Below are 22,953 nucleotides of genomic sequence, written 5' to 3' on the forward strand. Positions count from 1 at the left end.
AATCTATGCCAGCGCACACAAATAAAGTATTTACCAGTACCTGTTGCTATTGCGGGGTGGGCTGTGGCGTAAAAGTAACACTGGATAAAAATGACAACATTGCGGTAGAAGGCGACACCGATCACCCGGTAAACCGTGGCATGCTTTGCAGCAAAGGACTCAACCTTCAGTACACTGTAAATGACAAAAGCGACCGCTTACTTTATCCGCAAATGCGCTATGGCAAAAGTATGCCGATGCAAAGGGTAAGCTGGGATGATGCGCTGACGCGTACCGCAGCTGTATTTAAGACTTTTATTGATAAATACGGGCCTGATTCCGTGGCCTTTTATGCTTCCGGTCAATGCCTTACTGAAGAGTATTATGTCATTAATAAACTGATCAAAGGCTTTATTGGCAGCAACAATATAGACACCAATTCCCGTTTGTGCATGAGCAGCGCCGTTACCGCCTATAAAATGGCCTTGGGAGAAGACAGTGTACCTGTTTGTTATGAAGACATTGAATTGGCCGATTGCTTTTTTGTAACCGGGGCCAATCCGGCATGGTGTCATCCCATTCTCTGGCGTCGGATCGAAGCCCATAAAGCCGCAAACCCTGAAGTTAAACTGATCATAGCCGATCCAAGGATAACGGATTCCTGCGGACTGGCAGACCTCCACCTTCAGCTCAATCCCGGCACGGATGTTACGCTGAACTATGCCATCGGAAGAGCGCTCATTGAAAAAGGGAAGATAGACATCGATTTCATTAACCTGCATACAAGTGGTTTTGAGGATTATCGAAAAAGGGTGTTTGAAAGAACCTTAGAAGAAGCTGCGTTGATCTGCGGACTTACGCTGGCGGAGATAGAACTGGCAGCAAGTTATATTGCTGATGCCAAAGGATTTTTAACCCTGTGGACGATGGGACTAAACCAAAGTTCCATTGGGGTGAATAAAAACCTGAGTCTGATTAACCTGAACCTGATTACAGGACACATTGGAAAACCCGGATCCGGTCCCTTTTCCTTAACCGGGCAACCCAATGCCATGGGTGGCCGTGAAGTTGGCGGCCTTGCAAATCTATTGCCCGCACACCGGGACCTCAACAATGAGGCACACCGTCTGGAAGTACAAAAATTCTGGGGTGGAGCTAGCATTTCAGATAAAGCAGGACTAACCGCAACCGAAATGTTTGAAGCGCTGAATGACGGAAGACTGAAAGCCATATGGATCCTTTGTACCAATCCTTTAACCAGCCTGCCCAATGCAAGATTCGCAGAGCAAGCCTTAAAAAAGGCAAAATTTGTGGTTGTTCAGGAAATCACAGACAAGGCGGAAACCCTCTCCTATGCCGATGTGATTTTACCCGCAGCGGCATGGACAGAAAAGGAAGGTACCATGACCAATTCTGAAAGAAGAATCAGTCACCTGCAAAAAGTGATCGATGCTCCCGGGGAAGCTTTGCCCGATGCAGAGATCATCTGCCGATTTGCCACAAAAATGGGCTATAAAGGCTTTGAGTACAAATGCATGGAAGACATCTACAAAGAACATGCAAAGCTGACCTACAGAACCAGCATCAATATCAGCGGATTAGATTACCAGCAGATTGACAACAGTAAGACCATACAATGGCCTTATCACAAGAAAACAAAGAGCGGAACAAAACGGCTGTTTACAAACCATCTGTTTCATACAGCGTCTAAAAAAGCCATGATACACAGTCCTTCAGATGAACTGAAAAGTGAATTACCTGATGAGGATTTCCCTTTCATTTTAACTACGGGAAGAGTCCGCGACCAATGGCATACCATGTCGAAAACCGGAAAAGTCAGTAAACTGAAGCAGCACATTAAACACGCCTTTCTGGAAATTCATCCAGCGGATGCGGCATTGCTCGATATTACAGATCAGCAGATCCTTGTGGTCAGCTCCAGACGTGGAGAAGTACAGGTAAAAGCAAAGGTATCGGCAACGATAAAACAAGGGGTAGTCTTTCTTCCGATGCACTGGGGGAAAATTCTGGGCAGCGACCTGAACCGTGCCAACAACATTACCAGTACCATTATTGACCCCATATCAAAAGAGCCGGATTTTAAATATTGTGCGGTGCGCATAGAAAAATATAAAAAGGATTTCCAGCGCATTGTGGTTATTGGTGCCGGCGCGGGATCCCATGGCTTTGTCAGGTCCTATCGGGAAATCAACACTAGAGACGAGATTACGGTCTTTAGTACGGAAAACCTTCCCTTTTACAACCGCGTCATGTTGCCCGATTATATCAGCGGAACACAGAAATGGGAACAACTGATCAAGATGAAAGATGATGAAGAATCAGCACATCACATCAGTCATTTAAGAGGCATCGGTATTGAAGCCATCAACCGGGAGAAAAAATACGTGAGAGATGTTACCGGGAGAAAAACGCCTTACGACGTTTTAGTCATGGCCACCGGAAGCCGGGCTACCCTGCCGAAAAACGCACCTGCCTTACCTGGTATTTTTACCATGCGCAACCGCAATGACGCCGATAATTTCAAAAAACACATCCCTAAAAATGCACATGTAGCCATTGTTGGCGGCGGATTGCTCGGTCTGGAAATGGCGGCTTCTTTGCGTGAAACAGGTGTACAGATTACCATTATTCAGCGGGTATCCAGGTTCCTGAACCGCCAGCTGGACCCATTGGGCAGCCAGCTGTTACATGAAGAAATGGTAGATCAGGGCTGCGACATTTATTACAACGACGAAGTACAGATTTACTACGGGCGGTCGAAATTAACCGGAATTGAATTGAAAAGTGGCCGGCGGATCAATTGTGATGCCGTTATACTCGCCATCGGTACCACACCCAATATTGAGCTTGCCCGGGAATGCGGACTGGATTGCAAACGTGGGGTACTGGTGAATGAACGCTTACAAACCAGCGATCCCTCGGTATACGCTATCGGAGAAATTGCAGAATTTGAAGGAACACTGTACGGAATCACTGCAGCTGCGGAACAACAGGCGGAAGTCGTGGCTAAATTCCATAATGGCGACATCAGTACCTATTACCAGGGGAGTCTGTTTATGAACATCATCAAGATCCATGGATTTGACCTCTGCAGTATTGGACTATCCGAATGCCCCGACCAGGTAAACTATGAAGAAATTGTATTTATCGATAAGGCCAAACGCTATTACAAAAAGTGCATTATCCATCAGGACAAGCTTGTAGGAACGATTTTAATCGGTGATAAGAGTGAATTCCTGGAATTCAGAGATTTGATTGCCAACAAAACAGAGCTGAGCGATAAGAGACTGCAATTGCTGAGAAGCGGAAAAAAGACCGAACCCGTGAGCGGAAAACTGGTCTGCAGCTGCAATAATGTTGGTGTAGGAAATCTGCAAAAGAAAATCGCTTCCGGCTGCCTGGACCTCGGACAGCTTTGTGAAGCAACGGGTGCTGGGATGGGTTGCGGATCCTGCAAACCGGAAGTGAAACTAATTCTTCAGGAAGCCTTACAAACACAATTGTCAGAAAAAATAAGTTAACATGGAAAACACGGAAATTAAAACCCATCAGATCAAAGTTAACCTTCCCGGAGGAATCGTCTCTGTAGGTGACCTTTCGGTGATGCTGGAAACGCTGGAAAAATCCGGAGTAGAAAACCTGCGCTTTGGCACCCGGCAGCAGCTTTATTTTTCAGCAACATCCGCTCAGCTGGAAGATATTGAACATGGTTTTCTCATTTCCGATACCGATTTTGAAACAGATACAGACCGGCACCCAAATATCGTCAGCTCCTATGTCGCAGAAGATTTATTTAACAGCTCAAACTGGTTGCGCGAAGGGGTTTATAAGGACATACTAGACACGTTTAGCTATACGCCAGGACTCAAAATAAACCTGATTGATGACAGCCAGAACCTGATTCCTTTTTTCAGCGGAAATTTAAACTTTATCTCCTCAGATATCGGCAGTTACTGGCACCTGTACATCCGCTTCCCAAAAACCAATATCATCTATTACTGGTCTTCCCTGGTTTATTCAGAAGACATCGCAGTACTGAGCGAAGCGATTGAAAACACCATATTAACCCAGAAAAGTTTATACTTTGATCAGCCGGAGATTGAGGGAAGACAACTTGAAACAATGGTAAGGGCCAGTGGCAGCTTTCTATTTCAGGAAGCTGCCTCCCCGCTTAAGCTACCCGATTTCCAGCTCCCCTATTATGAAGGCTTTAATAAATACAACGAAAAATACTGGCTGGGCATTTACCGTAGAAACGAATTGTTTCCCATTGTCTTTTTGAAAGAACTCTGCAAAGTTTGCAGTAAAACACGAATCGGCCAGATCCACACCACTCCATGGAAATCAATCATTATCAAAGGAGTAGAACCTGCAGACCGTAAGTTATGGAACGCCATACTGGATAAAAACCGGATGAACGTCCGTCACGCCTCCAACGAACTAAACTGGCAGACAGAAGACCTTTGCGAAGAAGGATTAAAACTAAAACACGAATTGGTAGCCGGATTTAACGCCGCTGACCTGCGAACATTCAAGCTTTGCTTTGCCATTAAAATCAATCCAAAGAGTGGGCTTTTCGGTTCTGTGATCATTAAAAAGCAAACGCAGGAAGATCACAATGATGCCCGTTTTGATTTGTTGCACACCACCGACTTCAACCCCAATTCTAAACATTACCACGCCTATGTCAGGGGGATCAGCAAAGCAGACCTGCTTCCTCAGCTAACCAGGCTTTGCGAAGCGTACTATCAGCAACAAACCCTCGCTGCAGGAGAACAGGCAGACCACTATTATGAAACCGACAACCCTATTGAACCGGAACTCAGCTACGTTCATCAATGCAAGCATTGCCTGAGTATTTATGATGAGGCCTGGGGAGAAGAAAGCTTCAATATCCCTGCAGGAACGCCTTTCTCCGGGCTTCCAGACGATTACTGCTGCCCGCTCTGCGAGTCTGCCCGTACTGAATTTACCCCGATCATTAAAGAAACCCTAAATACATTTTAAGTCATGGAACAAGACATCACCATCGCATTTACTTTATACCTTGTAGGTTTTCTTTACGCTTCCGTTGGCCATGGTGGCGCAAGCGGCTACATTGCCGTACTTTCTTTATTTGCCATCCCGGTGAGTACCTATAAACCGTTGATACTCGTCTTGAATATCCTGGTGGCTGGCATGGGATTTTATCATTTCTGGAAAGCAGGGTATTTTAGGTGGCAATTGTGCCGGTTATTTCTCATCACCTCCGTTCCAGCAGCATTTATTGGCTCAAAATACTCGCTCGAAGGCAATATTTACCATTATTTATTAGGGTTGGCCCTGGTCCTGCCTATCATTAAGCTACTGGGTATAAAGCCGAATGAAACCGAAAACCCTAAACCGGTAAAGCTCCTGCCTGCCCTCCTGATCGGCACACTCATCGGTGGTCTTTCCGGAATGCTCAACATTGGCGGAGGCATATTCCTGAGCCCGGTACTCATTTTGCTGGGCTGGGCTAATGTAAAGGAGGCGGCCGCGGCCTCTGCCCTATTTATCGTATTAAATTCCTTAAGTGGATTATTGGGGAGTTCTGCAGCACTGATGATCACACCTTCTGCCGTTACCTGGTTTATTATGGCCGCTACCGGCGGAATTACCGGTGCCTATTTTGGCAGCACCCGATTTCAAAACATCACGGTACGGTATCTTTTGAGCGCTGTACTGACCATTGCATCCGTTAAACTTTTATTTTTTATGTGATGGAACAGCTAAAAGACCATTTGGGAAGAACTTTTAAGACACTAAGAATCAGCCTCATCAACACCTGCAATATGGCTTGTACTTATTGCAGTTACAGCAACGAAGAGAACCAGAAAAACCATACAGAAAGCAAGGGTAAGGGATTGACCGCAAAGGAATTGATGAATCTGATTGCTCAGTTACATGAACGTCTGAACTTTAGTACCATTCGTTTTACAGGAGGTGAACCCCTATTATATAAAGAACTTCCGGAACTGATTAAAGGCGCCCGAAAACTAGGCATTACCGATCTGAACCTGACTAGCAACGGGCTGTTGCTTCAAAAACAAGTACCTGCATTAAAAGCTGCCGGACTGACCGCGATCAATGTCTCGCTGGACGCAACAGACCCACTTACTTTTTTCATGATGGGAAGAAGACATGGGCTTGATCAAACACTCAAAGGAATAGATGCAGCGCTGAATGCCGGCATTGCGGTAAAAATAAACTCGGTCATCATGAAAGGGATGAACCACAATCAGGTGATTCCCTTATTAAAATACGCCGCTGATCAACAGATCATCATTCGGTTTTTAGAGATCATGGCTATGGGACATTTACACGGAAAGGCGGATGAATACTTTTTCTCCCAATCTGAAATGCTCCAGCTGATCAGTACACAATACAGATTTAGCCCTATCCCAAGAAAACAGGCCGCCACGGCCAATTACTGGCAAACGGAAGCGGGAAATATATTTGGCATCATTGCCAATGAAAGTCAGCCTTTCTGTACTGATTGCGACCGCCTGCGACTGGATGTCTATGGGAATATTTACGGCTGTCTGAGCAATGACCAGCCCATCGCAATAAAAGGCGTTTCCGCTCCTGCCGATCTGGATCGACGATTAAGGGAAGCACTCGCACAAAAACAAAGTATAAAATTTACAGGAAGCAAGTTAAGCATGCTTCATATAGGAGGATAAAACAATGAAAATACAGGTATTTGCCATATTAAAGGACTTTTTCAAAAAGGAGTTTGAGTTTAAAACCAGCGTCCACACCATCGCCGATTTAAGAGTAGCGCTCGCCCTGATCAACCCGGAGGCTACAGCGGTGCTGAAACTTTGCCGCTTCGCGGTACAGGACGAAATGGTAACCGACCATTATCCCTTAACGGGAAACGAGCATGTTTTGGTTATTCCACCTAGCAGCGGAGGGTAACATGGATTTCATCACCAAGAAACAGATTGACCTGGTGGCATTGCTTCAGAAATCACATTGCCCTACTGCCGGAGCGGTGGTTTTATTTAGCGGTGAAGTCAGAAACCACAATATCGGTAAAGCCGTAAAGCACCTGGAGTACGAGGCCCATGCCGGAATGGCTACAAAAATGATTGCAGAAATTCTACTGGCTGCAAGAAACCGCTGGAACCTGAGTATTGCCTATGCCCAACACAGAATTGGAAAGGTAAAAGTGACCGAATCAGCAGTGGTGGTCATTACCGCTTCCGTTCATCGTGGGGAAGCCTATGCCAGCAATCGCTATATCATTGACCGGATTAAACATGAGGTTCCGATCTGGAAATGTGAACATTTTACCGACGGCAGTAAGGAATGGGGAGGCAACTGTAATTGCCATACAGAAACCGGAGATCCAAATAAACACCTTTATGAGTTTAAAGTCTTATGATCAGGGGCTTGGTATTATGTGGCGGCGAGAGCAAACGGATGGGTAAAGACAAAGGCCTGATTGCGTTTGGATCAGGCAATTGGGCAGCACACGCAGTCTGGAAACTGGAACAGTTAAATATCCCTGTCAGCATCTCCATTAATCCCGCACAGATGCAAACGTATGGCCATTTCTTTTCTGCTGAGCAATTGATTGTAGATCGTACCCACGCAAAAGGGCCGCTGCAAGGTTTGCTCAGCACGCACCTTAAATACCCGGATGACGATCTCCTGCTCCTGGCTTGCGACATGATCGAAATGGATACAGAAACCTTAATAGAGCTGCTGGAGCATGCGCTCAAATTTCCAGGTTACGACTATTATGTATATGGGCAGGAAGATCTTACGGAACCTTTATGTGCCCTCTACCCTTCCGCCACTTTAAAAAAACTATATCAGGAACTGGAACAAGGTCATTTACCCGGCTTCTCCCTACACAAACTCATTAAAAAGGGCAATTACAAAACCCTTCCCATCAACAATATTCAAACTTTCAATAATTATAATACCGCCACCATTTAAACTTTTCATATGACAGATCTTTACAAAAAATCAGTTTACCTCTTCTTTAGTCTTTGTACCCTGACTTTAACCGCAAAGTCACAAAACAAGGGCAATTCTGTACAGACCAGGGCTACCCTTTTTGAGGGTGTAATCGTTGCTGGTTATGTAGACCAGGGAGCCTACATCAATTGTACCGGACCAGCCATCAAATTCTCTAAAAAACCAGTATCAGTATTGGTCGGATTACTCCCCAGCATACGCATTAAGAAAGACAAAGTAGCAGCTGGTGCCCCAAAGAATTCGGTACTTACCCCCAACCTGGGTCTTGGCATTACGGCAATTTACAAACACCTCGCCATTCAGGTTCCGCTGTATTACAATGCTAAAACGAGCAGTAAAGATGGGAAATGGAATCCTGGTATCGGTGTAGGATACAAGTTCTAAATGAATTAAGATTCCTGTGTAAGGAATCTTAATTTCAGTTCATTTACAATGGATATGTTCTTTCCGGACAAAGAGATTAGTTTTTCGTTTACCAATTCCGTGGTCATCCGGAATACCGTTTCGTAGGTTGCGCCGGTGAATGCCGCAAGATCCTGTTTACTCAGTTCTATATTCAGCTGACCGGCCTCATTAAGGCCAAACTGATCTTTTAATTGTAATAAGGCCACTGCAAGCCTGCTTTTAACAGACATCAAGGCCAGATTACGCATTTTCTTTTCTGATTCTTGTAGTTCATCTGCATAGAATAACATCAGGTTAAAGGCAAAATCATGGTTTACCTTTAAAGTAGCTATAAAAAATTCCAGGTCTATAAAACAAAGTGATGTTTCTTCAAGCGCAGTGGCAGAAATTGGATAAACAGAAGTATTGGTTCCTAAACCACGATGACCAAAGATTTTCCCCGGGTTGGCAAAGCGTACAATCAGTTCCTTATCACCCCAATGTTTATGCACTTTAACATTTCCATTTTGGACAAAATACATCCCTGTTACCGGATCTCCTTCTCTAATAATCAACTCTCCTTTTTTGGCAATAAAGTTTTTACGGTTATTGTCGATTGCAGACTTCCATTCCTTCAGCACCATTCTGCACATCAGGCAGGTTTCAAGATCACAGCATTTACCTTTCTTCATAAATTATACAGCACCTGTTAAGTAGAGATTTCTAATATCCTAAAAGTTTTCGGTTAGGACATTCTATATCTTATTTATTACGGCAAAATTCATCGTCTTTATGGATCCATAGGTTCATCAAAATCAATTTGTAATGACATCACATTCGGAAAAAATTCCAGTGCAGTGTCCGACAAACGTTTTCCCAGCCGATAAGGTTCATATCCTAATTCTTTGATACAGCGTTGGGGCATCACCTCACCAATATACCTACTTTGAGATTTAACGGTTACCGTTAACGCAATTTTATCCATGGGCATGCCATATCTGAACATAATTCTGGCCGCATTGCGCAGATTGGTCGTGGTATGCCTGGCATGAGGCTCCATAATGATTACGCTTTCAGGAATTCGCAAGATATTCACCAAGTACTTCTTCATTTCATAAGCCTCACTATATTTGGTTTTGTAAGGATGTACCCTCCCACCCGATACCATGATAAAGGGAGCCATTCCATTCTTGTATTGTTCTGCTGCCAGCCGGCAACGCAACATCCCACCAGCACTTAATTCTGTGTCGGGCGCTTCAGGTCCTTCGCCCGGCACCAATATCAGGCTGTACCGGTACGCGCTAAAATTTGTTTTTTTTATAGCACCAAGACTCGCTTTGTTAACCGTACTCATCATCGGTTCATAATCTCCCGCATCATTTCTTTCGTTAATTTCCAGGGCAATCAGCGCAAACTGCATAGAAGGCTCAAAGAACAAATTGTTTTGAGCAGTCAAGCTCAATAAGGCATTTGTATTCACCAGCTCCGGGTAGCTTTTATCCTTCACATTAAATCCTATAGAATCGATTTTTGGGTAGTTGGCTTTGGCTCCTTCTACATAGACTTCAATGGTATGGTTAACTGCCTTCGCATCCTGGGCCCAGGCTTTGGCCAGCATTTCTTCCGGCTTCAAATTACCGTATAAGGCATAACAACCGGAAGGAACAACATCGTTCTTCAGCAGGGCATTTAAGGGAGCACCTTGTTTATAAATATGGCTTAAACGAATGCCTATACTGCTGATTTCATCTTCAGTGAATTTAAAGGCCGCGGCGAAACAAGCGATGTCATTACCACATGTTTTAAGGGCGTCCGCTATTTTCTGGGTTCTGCTTTTAAATAAATTACTCAGCTCAGGATCATTTTTAATCGCCTGTTTTACGGTCTCGTCTTGCTGGAACAAGGTAAGCAGGTAAAAGTTTTTATACTGAACAGGGTTAAACGTAGTTTTAAGAAGATACTGTGGGTTTGGCTGCTGGACTTGCGCGCTGATACTTATCGTGCAAAGACAGCTGCAGATTAAAAGGAAAAGGGATCTCATTTTCGTAACTGATAAAGTTAAACGTATTTAAAAATAAAAGGCCGATACCCTAAAAGTACCGGCCTGAATTAGCTAAAGGATTTAATTATATCCCTGATTCTGATAGCCGTTTTTATTATTGACATTGTCAATTTCAACTTGCGGAACCGGATAGATACTTCTAAAAGACGGGATGCCAGGAAAAATCACATTCATCTGGCTTGTTCTTACGATATCAAACCAACGGTCTGCTTCCAGGGCCAGTTCCAATCGCCTTTCCAGATACACAGCAGTCCTGAATGCGCTCTGCGAAGTCAATATAGCCGGCGTTTTTGCAGAGGCAACAGCATTTAAACGTACTGCATTCAGTGCTTTAAATGCTTCTGTATTTCCATAAGAAGTTTCATTTAAAGCTTCTGCATACATCAGTAAAACATCAGCACAACGGATCACAGGGAAGTCACTACTCGTCTCATTGTTGGCCTGTGGCGTATTAAATTTACCTGGCCTGCCACCGGTTCCGGTTATCGCAACTAAAGCCTTACGGTTATCACTTGTTTCAAATAAAGCCTGAGGGATATTAATGATATTGGTATTGTTGTTATTTCTGTAGCGGTTATCCTGATTTACAAATTCTTTTACTCCACCTGATAGATATTGAACTGCAAAAATGATATCCTTGCTCGTTTTTATGTTGTTGGGGAAAGTTTTAGTCTGCGGAACAGTATCCAATATTGTTCTTGCATAAATCGCTGTAACCACAGGTTTCAGCGTAGTCTCTACCAGATCGAACTTTTTCTGGTAAAGGTAAACCTTACCAAGTATCGCAGTCGCCGCATAACTGGTTGCCCTTCCACGCTGGGCATCGGGCCAGGATGTTGGAAGTTTTAAGGCCGCATCAGTTAAATCGTCAATCACCTGCTGATAAACCTGCGCAGCTGTAGCACGGGTATTTTCCCTGGCCTCTTCTGTTTTTTGAACTTTAAGTACCAAAGGAACATTTCCCCAGATACGGGTTAAATTAAAATAGCTTAATGCCCTGATAAACTTTGCTTGTCCGATAATTTGATTTTTAGTCGTCTCGTTCATAGCAATTGCCGGCGCACGGTCTAAAATGATATTACAACGGTATATCGCTTTGTAATGTCCCATCCATGAGCCAGAAAGAATGCTATTGGCAGAAGTTTCAGAGAACACTTCGATCTGGTTGCGGACACCTGCTCCCGATCCGGGATCATTATCGGTCAGGTTATCTCCCCTGAGCTCGCCCAATGTCAATAAATTATTCCCATAAAGACTGTCGGTCTGTAAAGCATCATAACAGCTGATCAGACCTCCCTGCAATCCTTTTTCATCGTTATAAAAGGTATTCTCCGTATAGGAATCGAGCGGTTTTAAATCCAGGAACTTCTTGCACGATGTGGCGGTTATCATTAAACCACAAGTAAGGATTGATATGATATATGTTTTCATCTGTTTATATTTTATAAAGTGATATTAATGCCTATTGATGTTGTTTTAGCGGTTGGATATACGCCATAATCTTCTCCATTTGTAGTGGCATCAGCCCTATTGGTCACTTCAGGATTATATCCCGTGTATTTGGTAAAAGTAAAAGGGTTCTGCATCGATACATACAACCTCACTTTAGTTAAGGATGCGCGCTTCACAAAGTTTGCAGGCAGTGTATAACCCAATGCGATATTACGGATGCGCAAATACGATCCGTTTTCTATATGCCAGGTCGATGTGGTACCATTACTTCCTTTAGCCGCACGGTTTGCCCTTACATCCTGGCCACTGCCTGGATTGCTTTCTGAAACCCAACGGTCCAGAGAGCTGACCATATTATTCATATTTCCTTCTTTATTTGCAAAATACCTGCGGGAAAGATTCAGGATTTTATTTCCGTAAACACCCTGCATAGATACATTCAAATCGATGCCCTTATATTCAGCAGAAGTAGCAAAGCCATAGGTAAACTTAGGTAGGTAATTACCTACAATTTCGCGGTCTTTGGTCAAATCAATTACACCATCGCCATCCACATCCTTAAATTTGAAATCACCTGGTTTAGAAGTATTCAGGTCATAGTTGCCCTGAGTATCCGTATAATGAGGATAGGCATCAACTTCCGCCTGATTTTTAAAGACCCCTAAGACTACCGGCAAATAATAAGACCCGATAGGCTCTCCTACTCTTGTGATAAAGTAAGCGTTGGCTACAGAGCCTGTTTTGATGATATCGGCATTACCCGGTCCCAATTCAACTACCTTGTTTATATTTTTCGAGAAGTTTCCACTTGCGGTCCATTTCACTGCACCAAATTGCTGCTGTGTACCTAGATTAATATCGATTCCTTTATTGTTTACCTTACCAATGTTTTTTAACTCCGTCGCAAAGCCCGTAGAGATGGGAACCGGAACATCCAATAAAAGGTTGTTGGTATTGCTATTGTAAACATCAACAGATAAAGTAAGCTGATTTTTGAAGAAAGCAGCGTCAAAACCGAGGTTTAATTGTGCTGTTTTTTCCCATTGCAAATTATCATTAGGTTGGGCAATTGGAGCGGCTCCGTTAATGACGCCAGGTGTAGTACCACCAAATACATAACCATAATTATTCATAGCACCCTGAGCCGCGTAATTTGGGATATTAAAGTTACCTGTCAAACCATAACTAGCCCTTAGCTTCAGATCAGATATCGACTCCGATTTTTTAAGAAATTCTTCCTCGGATAATCTCCAGCCAACGGATGCAGAAGGGAAATACCCCCATTTGTTGTTCTTTCCAAATTTTGAAGAACCATCCGCCCTTACCGAACCCGTAAATAAATACTTTCCTTTATAGCTGTACTGTAACCTTGCAATACCCGAAGCTAAAGCCCACTGTGTTCTGGTCGCGGTTCCGTTCGTTACGATACCTGCTTTTATAAATTCTACCTGATCACTGATAAAGCCTTTGGAAGCAAAAGCGTAATTCCCGCTTAAATCGTCTTTTTGCGTAGACCAGCCGACTAACGCATTCAAGTTATGGTCACCTATAGTTTTTGTATAGTTTAAGGTTTGCTCTAACAACCAGTTCGTTTCTTTTATCGTGCGCGAAGAACCTGTTGCATCCGACAATGGATTTCCGGCAGTATTGGATTGCGGAAGGGTTGATGGCCTGAACATGTCTTCAGAACTATTAAACAGGTCAACACCAAGCTGAACCTTATATTTTAAATCTTTTAGTATTTCTGCTTCCAGAAAGGCACTACCCGTCATCCTGGTTGCAGCGACATCGTCCTTTTGAAGCATCGCCAATGCGACCGGGTTCCAGGCCTGTGTTTCTCCGTTACCGCTTGCGGTGGTGTTGTTTGGCAAGGTGGTAATCGTACCAGGGCTCCAGGAGTTTTGGGCAAAACTATAACTTCCATCAGTATTGTATACCGGGAAAATTGGCGAATAATGCAGGGCCGAAGCAACAATACCGCCACCGTTAGCATTGTAAGCACCGTTGGCATTCACTTTTTTCTCATTGATGACGGACGGACTGAAATTAACGCCATATCTGACCACACCTTTTTTTCCTTCCAGGTTTAACCTGCCGCTATAGCGCTTGAAACCACTGTTTAAAACGATCCCATCCTGATCAAAATATTCCAGTGAGCCATAATATTTTAAGAGCTCACTGCCGCCTGCCGCTGAAACGGAATGATTTTGTATCGCTGCAGTTCTAAAAACCTGATCCTGCCAGTCGGTATTCGTTAAGCCCTGCTGACCTTGTAAATAGGGCAAGACCTCCAATGGCATTACCGTATTGGTATTGTTGGCAGTATTAAACAGACGGAGGCCATTGTTGTCGTTCACACTAAAATTAACGACAGGCAATCCCTGGGCAACTTTCTTTCTATTGATAGACTCCATTGCATCTGTATAGGAGTTATTTCTGGATTCTAACACCATTTGCGCATACTGGTAAGCATCCATCATCTCAATTTTGTGTGCCAGTGATTGCCAGCCAGTATAACTGTTTACGTTGATGGTTGAAATGCCATTCTTACCTTGTTTTGTAGTGATCAACACCACGCCATTAGATCCTCTGGAACCGTAGATTGCGGCAGATGAGGCATCTTTTAACACCTCAATAGAGGCAATGTCGTTTGTATTTAACGTATTGATGTTATCATTAGAGATGGGTACTCCATCAATTACATACAGAGGATTTGAACCTGCAGTGATGGTACCGACCCCACGAACTTTAATCGCGAGTGCGCCTCCTGGGGTTCCAGACCCCTGGGAGACCTGTACACCTGCCATTTTCCCAACCATCGCCTCTGCCGCATTACTAATCGGCTGGTTTTCCAGGTCTGCAGCTTTGATGCTGGCAATAGAAGTCGTTACATCCTTCTTCTTCTGACTTCCATAGCCCACAATGACTACATCTGTTAAGGAGGTAGAAGTGGGATTCAACTGGATGAGCAAGGTAGCCTGTTCGCCCGCCTTAAGCACATAATTGTCTATTGTTTTAGTGACATAACCAATGAATGAGGCGCTGATGCTGTAAGGCACATTTGCAGAAAGACCTTTGATCTGGAACTTGCCATCAGCGTTCACCATGATCCCCTTCTTTTCATTGGTTTTAGTATTGAGTAAAAGTATGGAGGCACCTAGCAGAGGGACCCCGGTCTCATCTTTTACAATCCCTGTGATCTCCGATGTCTGGGCCCAGGACTTTGCCGACACTGATAACATCAGCAGGCAAAAGAACAAATGTGTAGTAAATTTTCTAAGCATAGTCTGTTTTTTTGGTTGTTTTTTTTGGCAAAAGAATCCCCTTCCCACCTTTTGCTATGGGTTCAATTTGTTTTAATATGGTTCTGGATTTACTTTCTAATCAGGTAACCTTCGGCTGTTTTAGTTTGATTAAGTTTGTTTAATTCGGCAATTTCTTCTAAAATAGAAGCTATAGATTGGGTTAGTTTTAAGCTACCTGTAAACGACATTTCGGCAATATCTGCACGGTCGTAAGTGATTTTAACATGGTAATGTTTTTCCAGTTTATGAAAAACATCAACCAAAGGTGCCTGTGTAAAGTTCAGCTCCCTGATCACGTTTTCCTTTCTGACTAAAGTTCTGGAATCCGAAACCTTCACTTTATTGATCTGGCTATTGTATACCAACTCTTTTCCCGGAAGGAGCACTTCATTAAACAAGGCGATACGATGAACGGAATCTATATTTTTCACGAGGACCTTACCGGTATGCAGCTGCACTTTAATAAACTTGCTTTTGCCTAAGGCAGTAATGGTAAACGAAGTGCCCAAAGCAGTGGTGGAAATTCCTTTGGCATAAACTACAAAAGGATGTTTGCTGTCTTTAGCAACCTGGAAAAAACTCTTTCCATTTAAATACACTTCCCGCTTATTTTTCACGAAGGGAACGGCGTACCTTAACTCGGCGCCTGGAAAGATGCTGACGATCGAACTATCCGGCAGGGTAAATGACTGGTTGTTTTCTGTATAATTTGTGATTGATTTCCAGCTGATGGCATTTGCATCTTTAAGATTTGAAATCTTGTTTTCGGCCAGGTTGAGATCTGATGGGCTATTCTTCCAGTTAAAGAGGGCGACGAAAAGTACAGCAAGAACAACTGCCGCTGCTGATGTGAGTTTAATCCATTTTAAACGATACACCTTAGCCAGGGTTTGTTTTTTCACCGCAGTAAACATCTCCTCACTTTTGGCATTGTCTATTCCGGCATCAGTGGTTTCATCCCAATCGGCCTTGCTTAACAAGTGATCTGGCAAGTCGTCAATTTTACTTAAATAGTCAGACACCAGAAGCTTTTCTTCGGCGCTACACTGTCCTTTAAAATACCTATCTAACAACTCATCAGATACACTCATACTACTAATACGATTGAATTAGGGATAAACCCGTAACGGGTAAAAAATATTTTTTAAAATTTAACGCAGGTGTTCCCCCAGAAGGAGGAACATGGGTATATAAGCATACCCATCAAGCTGTTTTATAGCAAGAGAGATGTGTTTTTCTACCGTTCTCGGCGAAATAGAAAGCTGCTCGGAGATCTCTTTATAAGAGTAACCCTGCAGGCGACTTAAAATAAAGACCTTTTTGCGTGTCGGAGGAAGGACACTTAATGCGACTTCTAATTGCTGATTGGTTTCAAACTTTTGATTCTGGTCAACAGCTTCTTCAGAAAGGTTATGGTAATAAAGCTTAAGGTTCCGCTCGTCGTTACTCAGCTTTTTAAAATAATCGAGTAAAGTTGTTTTTGCAATCCGGAACAATTGTAAGTCGAGCTCATGTTCTTCAGAAAGGGTATGTTTAAAATTCCATAATTTGATAAAAGCCAGCTGAGTTAACTCCTGAGCGACATCTTCGGAGGCTGTCTTCTTTAAAAAGTAGGCATACACCTTTTTATGACATAGTGTAAAAACTATTTCAAAAGATACATGATCCCCTTCTTTTATATGATGGATATAGTTCAACATTTCTGCACAAAACTATTTGTTGCATATTAGCCAAAACTAAATATAGTGTTAATTCTGATTTAAATATGCGTTGTTTTCTGAGAAAGGCGACTAAGCATCTACATTTTATGCTGTCTTAATAAAACAATTCTTTTTCTCCATACAACCTTTCAGCAATGATCCCTCTTTCCAAACAATTATTGATTAAAAAATTGGATTGGACTATCGGATTAGAATCCTCGGAATATTTAATACTACTTATAAATTCTACCCATGCCTCTTGTCCCATGGCATATACATACACTTCTTTAGGTTTAAAAATGTCAACTAAACTGACACCCTTATTAAAATCTGAACCAGATAACCTTCTGGACTGATCCATATCTCTGGGGAAATCATCAGTCAACAGCGGCCCGTACAACCAGGAAAGCGGCGCTCCATCGCATTCCATTCCTAGAAACACCACATCAACATCACCGATAGCCCGCTGCACATGTTCATATAATCTACGTTCCATAACCCTGGAATCCGCCACAAAAAGAAAGGAAAATTTCCCGATTAAAACATGGTAACAGATTTTTGCTTTAATGTTTAAGTCACTATGTTCTCCTGTAAATGGAACTCCCGTTATTTTGCAGTCCGGGGAATTAAGCGTTTCCATTTCGTCGATTTCCACCACATTATGGAATCCCAGGGCATTGAACATTAATTTTAGATTGGGATCCTGTAAAGCTCCGCTGGTGGTACGAGGCACCACCAACTGTTTAATTTTATGTCTTAAAGGGAGTAATGTTTCAAATAAAATGTGATCCTGATGATTATGCGTGATTAAGACATAATCGATCACATCCGGCAAATCTATATCAGAATAATGCTCCATGCTGGATTCGTATCCATAATAACTGATCAGGGGATCGATCAGGATACTCACTTCACTGGTTTCGATCAAAATACAAGCATGACCAAAATAACGCATTCTTACCTTTGAACCCTGATACTTTTCATATTTTTTTGGCGCCTGACTCGTGAAAAACGAATTAAACAGCTCCATATGCTCCTCACTGATCTTTAAAATCGTTGCAATCTCCGTGATTGAACCCGGTTGATGCTTCATTTTACTTAACAAATCAATCGCCTCATTATCAAAAGAAATGTCTAACTCCAATACCGTTTCATCCTTTAACTTGGGCGTACTTAAACAAAAAGGACGTTCGTCATTTTCCGTTAACCACAATGCGATGCTCTGAGATGATTTATCATAAAATTCACTCTGGTACAACAAAGCTTCAAAAAAACGAAAGGAAGGATGATGATTAAGGTCGTAAACCAGCTCTACATAACCTCTCAGAATTTCAGGCACCCTATCGTAAAGACTTTCTAAGGAAAAGCCCCTGGCCTGTCTTTTCAACATCTGGTCCAGTTCTTTTATGGCATCAGACAACTCCATAGACTTCTGACACCTCAGTAGGGTTTCCTCCTTTAAATGAAGTACTTCCGCTACCCTCGGTTCCGCATAGTCCATAAAAGGACCTCCTTTCATCTTTGAATTTTGTACTGCAGATGCATGGATTAAGGGCGATTGTACATAAGAATTTATGATCTTCAAATGCCTGCCCGTTAAGTTCATCGCTTTTGTTGCCGGAGATATTAAATGTGGCCAGGCATACCATTTGTCGACAAGAGGTTCGATAACCACATTTGGTTTTAAATAAAATTGCTGATTCATTTGTACTTGTTCTTAATTTTTTAACCTGTTGCTTTCTTCTGTAATCCCTGTACTCCGTTGTCTTGACTCTGGCACCGTACTTTTCCCCCATCGATAAGTTAAGGTCAGCCTGGCAATCTGGCTCTCCGACTTCTGGGTAAAATTGATGTTCATATTTTGGTAAGTGGTGGATACACGATCCCTCCGGCTATTAAACACATCATTTACGTTAACACTCAGCTGTAATTTTTCGTTAAATGTTTTTTTCATTCCAACATTAAATACCGTTTGAGAACGCATTTTAAAAATGCCAAATGCAGCAGGTGTATTGTACTGCAGGGAACTTTCTGCCTGCAATGATTTATCAATAATAAAAGAACTGTTCATGAAATAAGAAGCCACTTTTTGGGTATTGTTTAAATGCCCTCCATTTAGTTCCGACTTAATCATCACATACCCGGCCTGGATGTTATTCTGCATGCTCCACCATTTAGTCAGCTGAAATGGAATGAACAAGGACATGCCGACCATTTGGTGACTATCAATATTTCTTTGAATTGCTACCGTTTTTTGTGTGGCGTCATCCTGTTCCGTAACCAGGGCCATGATATCCCTTGTTCGCAGGAAATAAATGGCTCCCGTTATTTTTCCTTTATAAGTATCAGAGAGTTCAAATGAGCTTGAATATTGCGGCTTTAAATAAGGATTCCCCTTGTTAAAAGTATACTCATCCACGAAATTCAGAAACGGATTTAAAGAACCATAATTTGGTCTGTCAATCCTCCTGCTATAAGTAAATCCAAGTCTATGATTTTCCCCAAGGGATTGGGCAATGGCAAGACTGGGAAACAAATCGAAATAATTCCTTTTAACGACTTGGTTATTGGTGACAGAGTTCCCTTTGGAAACCGTTTGCTCCCCCCTCAGCCCGACCTGAATTTCCGTTTTCTTAAACGCTTTATTTACATTAACATAGGCAGCATTGATATTTTCATCATATAGAAAAAGATTGGTATAATCTACATCCGGCACCCATACACTTTGTTGAAGCCTTGCCAATAGCAAATTGTTATCTGAACTCACAAAGCTTGATTTAAGACCTGCTTCCAGTTTTGAGGACTTGTTGATGGGCTGAGAATAATCCAGTTTGAAAGACCTGACATCAATCTTTGAAGTGGCAAAATTCATCACACTTGAAGGAGCTCTCGGGAGGAGATTTATCCTTGTATACTTACTGTCGATGATCTCGTCATGATTGTGATAATAATGTGAATAATCGACATCGGCACTTAGTTCCTTTCCCTTTTTATCCAGAATACCTTTATAATTCAGATTGAATGAAGTATTCCAGGATTTCTCCTTATTGTTCCCCAGGAAATTCATGTCTTCACGCTGATCGAAATTATTTTCCCTTAGGGTATTGGTTTTGCTGGTAATCGTCTCCCGATTTGAATAACCAGTCATCAGAACGCCAATGGTATGGTTTTTATTGACAAAATAATCCAGCCCTACCCGATATAAATTATCCTTTTTACGCTGATCCAACCCTCCTGATTGGTTGAACCGGGTTATCGTATCCATGAAATTAACAATTCTGTTTAAGTCCAGCGTTCCCTTTGAGCCATTATTGACATAATCATAATTACCGAAAAAATTAATACGGTTGTTTCTGTAATTCAAACTCGTTCCACCATTATACTTGGAAGTTTCACCGTACCCCGCCCCTGCCTGAACTACCCCGTTCCAGCCTTCTGCTTTATTTTTCTTTCGTTTTATATTGATGATCCCAGCTGTTCCGGCCGCGTCATAACGAGCGGATGGATTCGTGATCAACTCAATACTTTCCACCTGATTACTTTGCATGTTACGCAGGATATTGGCAACATCAGCCGAACTCACATTCGTTGCCTTCCCATCCAGCATAATTAATACATTTGGTTTACCACGCATGGAGATATTCCCGTCACGATCTACACTTACCGAAGGCGCCTTTTCCAATAGCTCCAAAACCGTATTCCCCTCTGCAAGAACGCTTGATTCCACATTCATCACGAGCCGATCGATTTTACGTTCAATGAGGTTCTTCTGACCAACAATACTGATTTCTTTCAGGCTCCTGCTGTCCATTTTTAACTGGAATTGTTCAACAGCGATCTGGCTCCTACTTTCCGTCAACTGAAATGACTTGCTGAACATGGTGCTGTATCCCATCATTTTAGAGGATATGATGTAATTTCCAAACGCGATATCCTCAAATAAATACTTCCCAAGGCTGTCCGTTATTGCTGCCTTAACGAGCACAGAGTCTGCATGATTTAACAGGCTGATCACCGTTCCGGGAACAGGCTTGAGGGTTTCGTCAATGACCAGCCCAGAGATGACTGATTTAGGCCTAACGTTACTTTGACTATGTGCATCTTTTGCAGCCAGCATCAGGTAAAACAGGAATATAGGAATGGCTAAGCAACATTGACGCTTCATCTTCTTGATTTTCATTAGGCACATAGTTTGGGATGATTAAGGGTATCTTCTTTTTTAGTTAATTATAAATTAGTTGCTCACGATCATATGCCTGATTGATAATCTCGGCAATCTCGTTGGGATAATCATGAATGAAAAAATGCCCCCCTTCGAATATTTTACTGTTAAATTTAGTTTTGGTGTAATTACCCCAGTTAGAAATTTCCTGATGATTTTCTTCCAAATCACCCATCATGCTATAAATAGGTGTAAGTACAGCAGCTTCTTCACTCGACACCCTGTTTTCTACGATTTCAAAGTCGGCCCTTAAAATAGGCAGGTAGAAATCTAATAAATCCTCACTCTCAAACAATTCGTCCGGAGCACCGCCCAGCTTTTTTATTTCTTCTATAAAATCAGCATTGTTCATGAGGTACCTGGCCTGGTACCTCTTGGTATTGGGCCCGGTATTGCCACTCACCAATAAGGATTTGGGTATTTTATTTTCCGCTTCGAGCATATGGGCGACCCTTAGCGCCAAAGATGCACCCATGCTATGCCCATAGAGCATAAAATCATTACCGTTTAGCTTTTTGAAAATCTGCTGGTAAATATCCCCGGCAGCCTCGTCAAAATCCCGGATCAGCTCTTCCCGGATCCTCATTCCCCTGCCCGGCAATTCAACAGGAATGATTTCAAAATTATTTAATAATGGATATAAAAATTGAAAGGAGTAACAATTTCCCCCGGCAAAGTGTAATAAAAACAACTGTATTTTCTTCATCTTAAGAACAAATATTAAACGGCTTTCATGATCTCCAGTTCTTCTGCTTTTTTCAGCACATTGATGTTCTTCAATGCAAAACCATTATAACCATTAATTCGCTGAACGATTTCGTAGATGAAAAATGGCCGGTCACTAATTGGTTTTATAAATTTTTGAAATAAATAAGTATCATCTTCTTTATCACAAAGGATATTCATACGTTGCAATTCATCGATATCGATGTCCTTAAAATCATCATTTTTCCGAAGCAGCTCATAATAAGACGGGGGGAAAGAAACAAAGTCAACATTGTTTTTCTCCAAAGATTTTGCCGTTTCAACCAAATTATCTGTACTGAAGGCAAGATGGTGAATACCAGGGCCAAATGCATCAATATTTTGCTGCACCTTTGATTTCATTTCATATCCATCAGGCTCGGCAATGACCAGCGTTAGCTTTTTATCGGCCGACTGATTGATGCTTAAGATCATTCCCGTTTTATTATCAGCACCACGCTCAATGCTTTGAACCAGACTTGTACCCAACGCTTTGCTCAGATAGCTGGTCCAGTAATGGCTTTCGTTGATTCTCACTTCGGCAGCAATATGATCAAACGATTTAAGCAGAGATTCGCCTCCTTTACCGGCTTTTAAACTGGCTTTATACCCAGGCTTGAATACACCTTCATAAGCAGTTCTGTCTATAAAAACAAGCTCACTATGGTCATAAAGTTTTATTGCTGCTTCTTCCAGATATCCGGAATCATCATCCGTCTTTGTCGGGAATTTTATTGGAAAGGCACCATTGCTGATGCTGTAATCAAAGGCTTCTTTTACCGAAGGAACACGTAAGGCAATTCGTTTTACACCACAGTAATTCTGAGCGATAAATGAAGAAATCTCATTATATTCTGATTTATATGGCGGATAAGTTGAAGTTAAAACCAAGGTAATTTCATGGCTCCGTAAAACGTAAGAGGAGATTCCCGGGCTACCGGACTCAGGGTTCATTACCGCTAAAAGTTTAAAGCCGAGGGCCTGAATATGCCAGTAGGCCAAAACTTTTGCCATTGGCGTGTATATTTCAATATAGTCTATAGGATGTTCCTGTAAAATTTTCATACTTAG

General features: G+C 42.4%; 18 protein-coding genes. 8 read left to right on the forward strand and 10 right to left on the reverse strand.

Annotated elements, in window-relative coordinates; genetic code table 11:
• Positions 1–5 precede the first annotated feature (5 nt).
• The 8 genes from BLQ87_RS14310 to BLQ87_RS14345 are packed head-to-tail and all read left to right on the forward strand — an operon-like array spanning position 6 to position 8,397.
• Positions 6–3,521 (forward strand): nitrate reductase, encoded by a 3,516-nt coding sequence (locus tag BLQ87_RS14310; protein WP_074607797.1) that lies wholly within the window; start codon positions 6–8, stop codon positions 3,519–3,521.
• A gap of 1 nt (position 3,522) precedes the next feature.
• Positions 3,523–5,007, forward strand: a complete 1,485-nt coding sequence (locus tag BLQ87_RS14315) for a rubredoxin (RefSeq protein ID WP_074607800.1) — start codon at positions 3,523–3,525, stop codon at positions 5,005–5,007.
• 3 nt (positions 5,008–5,010) lie between these two features.
• Positions 5,011–5,742, forward strand: a complete 732-nt coding sequence (locus tag BLQ87_RS14320) for a sulfite exporter TauE/SafE family protein (RefSeq protein WP_074607802.1) — start codon at positions 5,011–5,013, stop codon at positions 5,740–5,742.
• A complete protein-coding gene (locus BLQ87_RS14325) occupies positions 5,742–6,704 on the forward strand; it encodes a GTP 3',8-cyclase MoaA (RefSeq protein WP_074607803.1) in 963 nt (320 codons plus the stop codon). The genes BLQ87_RS14320 and BLQ87_RS14325 overlap by 1 nt, the downstream gene beginning before the upstream one ends.
• A gap of 4 nt (positions 6,705–6,708) precedes the next feature.
• Positions 6,709–6,942 (forward strand): MoaD/ThiS family protein, encoded by a 234-nt coding sequence (locus BLQ87_RS14330; RefSeq protein WP_074607805.1) that lies wholly within the window; start codon positions 6,709–6,711, stop codon positions 6,940–6,942.
• 1 nt (position 6,943) lies between these two features.
• The gene (locus BLQ87_RS14335) at positions 6,944–7,411 is read left to right on the forward strand and encodes a molybdenum cofactor biosynthesis protein MoaE (RefSeq protein ID WP_074607809.1); all 468 of its coding nucleotides are present in this window, start codon (positions 6,944–6,946) and stop codon (positions 7,409–7,411) included.
• Positions 7,408–7,971, forward strand: a complete 564-nt coding sequence (locus BLQ87_RS14340) for a molybdenum cofactor guanylyltransferase (RefSeq protein WP_074607813.1) — start codon at positions 7,408–7,410, stop codon at positions 7,969–7,971. Before BLQ87_RS14335 ends, BLQ87_RS14340 begins: the two co-directional genes overlap by 4 nt.
• Positions 7,972–7,980: 9 nt before the next feature.
• Positions 7,981–8,397, forward strand: coding sequence for a hypothetical protein (locus BLQ87_RS14345; protein ID WP_074607818.1), 417 nt, complete (start codon positions 7,981–7,983; stop codon positions 8,395–8,397).
• 5 nt (positions 8,398–8,402) lie between these two features.
• Here BLQ87_RS14345 and BLQ87_RS14350 read toward each other — a convergent pair whose 3' ends face one another.
• The 10 genes from BLQ87_RS14350 to BLQ87_RS14395 form a co-directional block, all read right to left on the reverse strand.
• Positions 8,403–9,089, reverse strand: a complete 687-nt coding sequence (locus tag BLQ87_RS14350) for a Crp/Fnr family transcriptional regulator (RefSeq protein WP_074607822.1) — start codon at positions 9,087–9,089, stop codon at positions 8,403–8,405.
• 98 nt (positions 9,090–9,187) lie between these two features.
• Positions 9,188–10,438, reverse strand: coding sequence for a YdcF family protein (locus tag BLQ87_RS14355; protein WP_074607825.1), 1,251 nt, complete (start codon positions 10,436–10,438; stop codon positions 9,188–9,190).
• A gap of 81 nt (positions 10,439–10,519) precedes the next feature.
• Positions 10,520–11,890, reverse strand: coding sequence for a RagB/SusD family nutrient uptake outer membrane protein (locus tag BLQ87_RS14360; RefSeq protein WP_074607828.1), 1,371 nt, complete (start codon positions 11,888–11,890; stop codon positions 10,520–10,522).
• An 11-nt stretch (positions 11,891–11,901) separates the two neighbouring features.
• Positions 11,902–15,195 (reverse strand): SusC/RagA family TonB-linked outer membrane protein, encoded by a 3,294-nt coding sequence (locus tag BLQ87_RS14365; protein WP_074607830.1) that lies wholly within the window; start codon positions 15,193–15,195, stop codon positions 11,902–11,904.
• An 89-nt stretch (positions 15,196–15,284) separates the two neighbouring features.
• Positions 15,285–16,307 (reverse strand): FecR family protein, encoded by a 1,023-nt coding sequence (locus BLQ87_RS14370; RefSeq protein ID WP_074607835.1) that lies wholly within the window; start codon positions 16,305–16,307, stop codon positions 15,285–15,287.
• A gap of 60 nt (positions 16,308–16,367) precedes the next feature.
• The gene (locus tag BLQ87_RS14375; RefSeq protein ID WP_074607837.1) at positions 16,368–16,916 is read right to left on the reverse strand and encodes an RNA polymerase sigma factor; all 549 of its coding nucleotides are present in this window, start codon (positions 16,914–16,916) and stop codon (positions 16,368–16,370) included.
• 115 nt (positions 16,917–17,031) lie between these two features.
• A complete protein-coding gene (locus tag BLQ87_RS14380; RefSeq protein ID WP_074607839.1) occupies positions 17,032–18,621 on the reverse strand; it encodes an MBL fold metallo-hydrolase in 1,590 nt (529 codons plus the stop codon).
• A gap of 12 nt (positions 18,622–18,633) precedes the next feature.
• Positions 18,634–21,096, reverse strand: coding sequence for an outer membrane beta-barrel protein (locus BLQ87_RS14385; RefSeq protein WP_172664916.1), 2,463 nt, complete (start codon positions 21,094–21,096; stop codon positions 18,634–18,636).
• A 43-nt stretch (positions 21,097–21,139) separates the two neighbouring features.
• Positions 21,140–21,844 (reverse strand): thioesterase II family protein, encoded by a 705-nt coding sequence (locus BLQ87_RS14390; RefSeq protein WP_074607844.1) that lies wholly within the window; start codon positions 21,842–21,844, stop codon positions 21,140–21,142.
• Positions 21,845–21,858: 14 nt separating this feature from the next.
• A complete protein-coding gene (locus tag BLQ87_RS14395; protein ID WP_074607846.1) occupies positions 21,859–22,947 on the reverse strand; it encodes a VOC family protein in 1,089 nt (362 codons plus the stop codon).
• Positions 22,948–22,953 lie beyond the last annotated feature (6 nt).

Origin of the sequence: Pedobacter steynii (genome assembly GCF_900103665.1) — a bacterium.
Taxonomy (GTDB): Bacteria; Bacteroidota; Bacteroidia; order Sphingobacteriales; family Sphingobacteriaceae; genus Pedobacter; species Pedobacter steynii.

Coding starts and splice junctions, on each gene's coding strand:
- BLQ87_RS14370 (WP_074607835.1), bottom strand. CDS start 16,307: ATGAGTGTATCTGATGAGTTGTTAGATAGGTATTTTAAAGGACAGTGT.
- BLQ87_RS14365 (WP_074607830.1), bottom strand. CDS start 15,195: ATGCTTAGAAAATTTACTACACATTTGTTCTTTTGCCTGCTGATGTTA.
- BLQ87_RS14345 (WP_074607818.1), top strand. CDS start 7,981: ATGACAGATCTTTACAAAAAATCAGTTTACCTCTTCTTTAGTCTTTGT.
- BLQ87_RS14375 (WP_074607837.1), bottom strand. CDS start 16,916: ATGTTGAACTATATCCATCATATAAAAGAAGGGGATCATGTATCTTTT.
- BLQ87_RS14325 (WP_074607803.1), top strand. CDS start 5,742: ATGGAACAGCTAAAAGACCATTTGGGAAGAACTTTTAAGACACTAAGA.
- BLQ87_RS14320 (WP_074607802.1), top strand. CDS start 5,011: ATGGAACAAGACATCACCATCGCATTTACTTTATACCTTGTAGGTTTT.
- BLQ87_RS14310 (WP_074607797.1), top strand. CDS start 6: ATGCCAGCGCACACAAATAAAGTATTTACCAGTACCTGTTGCTATTGC.
- BLQ87_RS14350 (WP_074607822.1), bottom strand. CDS start 9,089: ATGAAGAAAGGTAAATGCTGTGATCTTGAAACCTGCCTGATGTGCAGA.
- BLQ87_RS14315 (WP_074607800.1), top strand. CDS start 3,523: ATGGAAAACACGGAAATTAAAACCCATCAGATCAAAGTTAACCTTCCC.
- BLQ87_RS14330 (WP_074607805.1), top strand. CDS start 6,709: ATGAAAATACAGGTATTTGCCATATTAAAGGACTTTTTCAAAAAGGAG.
- BLQ87_RS14385 (WP_172664916.1), bottom strand. CDS start 21,096: ATGAAAATCAAGAAGATGAAGCGTCAATGTTGCTTAGCCATTCCTATA.
- BLQ87_RS14340 (WP_074607813.1), top strand. CDS start 7,408: ATGATCAGGGGCTTGGTATTATGTGGCGGCGAGAGCAAACGGATGGGT.
- BLQ87_RS14335 (WP_074607809.1), top strand. CDS start 6,944: ATGGATTTCATCACCAAGAAACAGATTGACCTGGTGGCATTGCTTCAG.
- BLQ87_RS14355 (WP_074607825.1), bottom strand. CDS start 10,438: ATGAGATCCCTTTTCCTTTTAATCTGCAGCTGTCTTTGCACGATAAGT.
- BLQ87_RS14395 (WP_074607846.1), bottom strand. CDS start 22,947: ATGAAAATTTTACAGGAACATCCTATAGACTATATTGAAATATACACG.
- BLQ87_RS14380 (WP_074607839.1), bottom strand. CDS start 18,621: ATGAATCAGCAATTTTATTTAAAACCAAATGTGGTTATCGAACCTCTT.
- BLQ87_RS14360 (WP_074607828.1), bottom strand. CDS start 11,890: ATGAAAACATATATCATATCAATCCTTACTTGTGGTTTAATGATAACC.
- BLQ87_RS14390 (WP_074607844.1), bottom strand. CDS start 21,844: ATGAAGAAAATACAGTTGTTTTTATTACACTTTGCCGGGGGAAATTGT.